Below are 2,776 nucleotides of genomic sequence, written 5' to 3' on the forward strand. Positions count from 1 at the left end.
GTTGTTCTACTCTTTGTATGAGTGCAACGAATCAGGCGACAGCTTGCGTTATGTTCAGGCATTGAAAGAAAGTGACAACTTCCTTAAAATTGCTTCAAAAGACAAGATCATTTCTATCGATTACAAATACCGTGGTTTGATTTACGACAAATTAGGACAAGAAGATAAAACAATCGAGCAATATTATCTGGCGGCATCTATTGATACGGCAAAAGCTGCGGAGTACCTTTCCGATATCGCGAAATTGTATGCTGAGAAGAAGAACTATCCGAAATTAATCGAGGTTTACACAGCGAAGATGAATCAATATCCTTCCAAAATGCAAGCTATCGAATACTATGATTTCGGTCGTGCTTACTACTTCGGTCCAAAAGATTTCAAAATGGCGGATTCTATCTTCGGACGTTTGGTTGCTACTTCACCGACCTTCCCTGGTGGACATTTCTGGCAAGCAAGAGCGCGCGTTCAGTTGGACAATAATCCGAAAGCGAAGACTTATTTAGCAAAACAACAGTATGAAGATTTCCTTGCTGCTCTTTCTCCGGAAGATATTGCTTCGGGATCATACAAAGCTTACATCATCGAAGCTTCAAAATACTTAGGAGATTACTACGTAAACTCTCCGATGAAAGACAAAGTGAAAGCTGACGAGATGTGGAACAAAGTATTGGAATTGGATCCGAACGATGTTCAGGCGAAAGCATACTTCAAGAAGTAAATTCTGAAATCATTATAAAAAAGCCGGGGTGAAAAATTTTCATCCCGGCTTTTCTTTTTAGGAATACTCCCTTACTCCCGAAATGAATCGGGACAGGCCGGACTCGCTAATCAAATTGTGGTTTCGAAGTTTCGGGAGTAAGCGCCACTAATATTTGCGCAACTTGTCCCGGCAAGGGATTCGTTGGGATCAGTGGAATTTTACAATCTATTTTCGCCGTGCATCAGGCTTTTCGTTTAATCGGTCCATTTTAAATTCCACGTTTCTGACCAATCATCGTCTAAACTGCCGGGCAAAACTCTTTTTTAAAAGATTCAACGGAACGGGAACAATTTTACAATTTTATAAAATTGTGTCTAAACGTTTAGTAAGTCAGTAATACATTTCAATTCCAAACCCACTCTCCCCCCTATCCAAAACTCCAAACAGAACTTCAGAGCATAAAAAAAGCCCCGACATTTATCGTCGGAGCTTTCATTCAATTATTTTTTTCAACTACTTCTTTCCCATTGTCAAAGCATCATTCCAGCGTAACGGAAGAACCACCCGATCCATTTTCGTTTGCGAACTTTCCTGGAAAACTCCTTCAAAGTGAATCAGCATTTCAACCATCTGCATATCCATTTTAGATCCTCCTTCCATACGATCCCAGGAAGCCTGAATGGATTCTGTTTCTCCCTTTTTCAATGCAACAACATCAGCTTTTGATCTTGAAGTAGCGTATAGATTCCCATCAGGCATTTTTACCGAGATTTTCGCCGGGGAAATAAACGCCAACCCTTCACCATTATATGTTATCTTGAATTTCACATCCGTTCTTCCGGTTTCTTTCAAGGTATTCACCAAGGTTACTTTAAAGTTTCCCGCAACAAATTCATTATTGGAAGCGGGTAAACGAAATTCCGGTGTTACAACAGCTTCCTTCAATGTTACTTTGTAAAATCCTTCGCATACAAAATTGAAAGAACGGGCATTATTCAGGTTCGCTCCTATTGCGCGCATGACTTTCTTCTTACTGTCGTGCGGAGCAATCAAAATGTATTTATCTTTTGTATCCAGGCTTTTTCCTCCAAGCTCGATTTTACTTTCTTCCGAATTATACAATACCCAATCACTTGTTTTGTTCGTGATTGTCATTCGGAATTTCACCTCTTTCGGCAAAGCAACGATGTTATCGATTTCAACTTTATAGCTATCCGTTTCAAATGTGGTATCGTTATAATATACCTTTTCATATTGTCCGAATGTATTCCCGGAAAGAGCCATACTTCCCAAAAAACCGGCAACAATTAATACTCGCATAGATTCTTATTTAAATTTTCGCCAAACTTACCAAATTCGTGCCAATCATTCCTTACATCGCGTTCCTTTCTTAAAGACAAATTCTCTCAGCAGAAAATCAGTTCAAGGTGTTCAAAAGTAAGAAAGGTTCAAACTTTCAAAATATTCCACCTTTGAGCTTTTGATTCCGATAGCTACCGGAATTTCAACCTTTTAAACCGGTTAGAAGTCTTTCACCCAATTCGAAAACACCTCATTTCAAAGCCTCTAAATTCACACAATTCCTTCAAACCACCTTTAAATAAGACATATCAACAGATAAAATTCTTTTCAAGAAACGAGTCGAAAGAATACTTAGATTAGAATATAGTAAAACCATCAAAAGGCCTTTGGAATTACGTTTTAGATAATAACTTAAAAAAACCAAATCATGGTACTTACACTTTCAATCATGTCAATCATCGTAGCCTTTTCGCTCTATGATTACTTCTCTTCCAGATCGTGGCAAATGGTTACCTCCAGAGAGAGAAATGAAACCGTATTTGAAAACCGCAACAAGGAATACGGTGCGTATAAAATTCGTCGGGATTATGACAAACGTTTGTTATTGATCTTCCTTGGCTTCTTTATCGGAATTGGTGGACTATGGGCAGCTTCCAGCCTTTTCAGACCGACAAAAGAGGAAAAAAAGATCACGATAACAACGGAAAACTGGACAGAGGATTTATTCAGTAAAGAAGAAACCCCTGAAATTCCGAAACCGGAAGTTGAACAACC

The 2,776-nt window shown here is 38.8% G+C and carries 2 protein-coding genes and 1 pseudogene; 2 read left to right on the plus strand and 1 reads right to left on the minus strand.

The features are described from left to right. Positions 1–718: hypothetical protein (locus tag Q1V93_RS14495; protein WP_300665649.1), on the plus strand; the 718-nt coding region annotated here is incomplete at its 5' end. Between the two features lie 495 nt (positions 719–1,213). On the opposite strand, the gene Q1V93_RS14500 is transcribed toward Q1V93_RS14495, so the two are convergent. Continuing rightward, positions 1,214–2,020, minus strand: coding sequence for a hypothetical protein (locus tag Q1V93_RS14500; RefSeq protein WP_300665650.1), 807 nt, complete (start codon positions 2,018–2,020; stop codon positions 1,214–1,216). Positions 2,021–2,429: 409 nt separating this feature from the next. Here Q1V93_RS14500 and Q1V93_RS14505 point away from each other — a divergent pair. After that, a pseudogene (locus Q1V93_RS14505) lies at positions 2,430–2,776 on the plus strand (hypothetical protein); the annotation flags it as partial.

The organism is Fluviicola sp., assembly GCF_030151805.1.
GTDB lineage: Bacteria > Bacteroidota > Bacteroidia > Flavobacteriales_D > Crocinitomicaceae > Fluviicola.

Excerpts from the sequence above, each read along its gene's own strand:
- Q1V93_RS14500 (WP_300665650.1), bottom strand. The coding sequence starts at position 2,020 with ATGCGAGTATTAATTGTTGCCGGTTTTTTGGGAAGTATGGCTCTTTCC.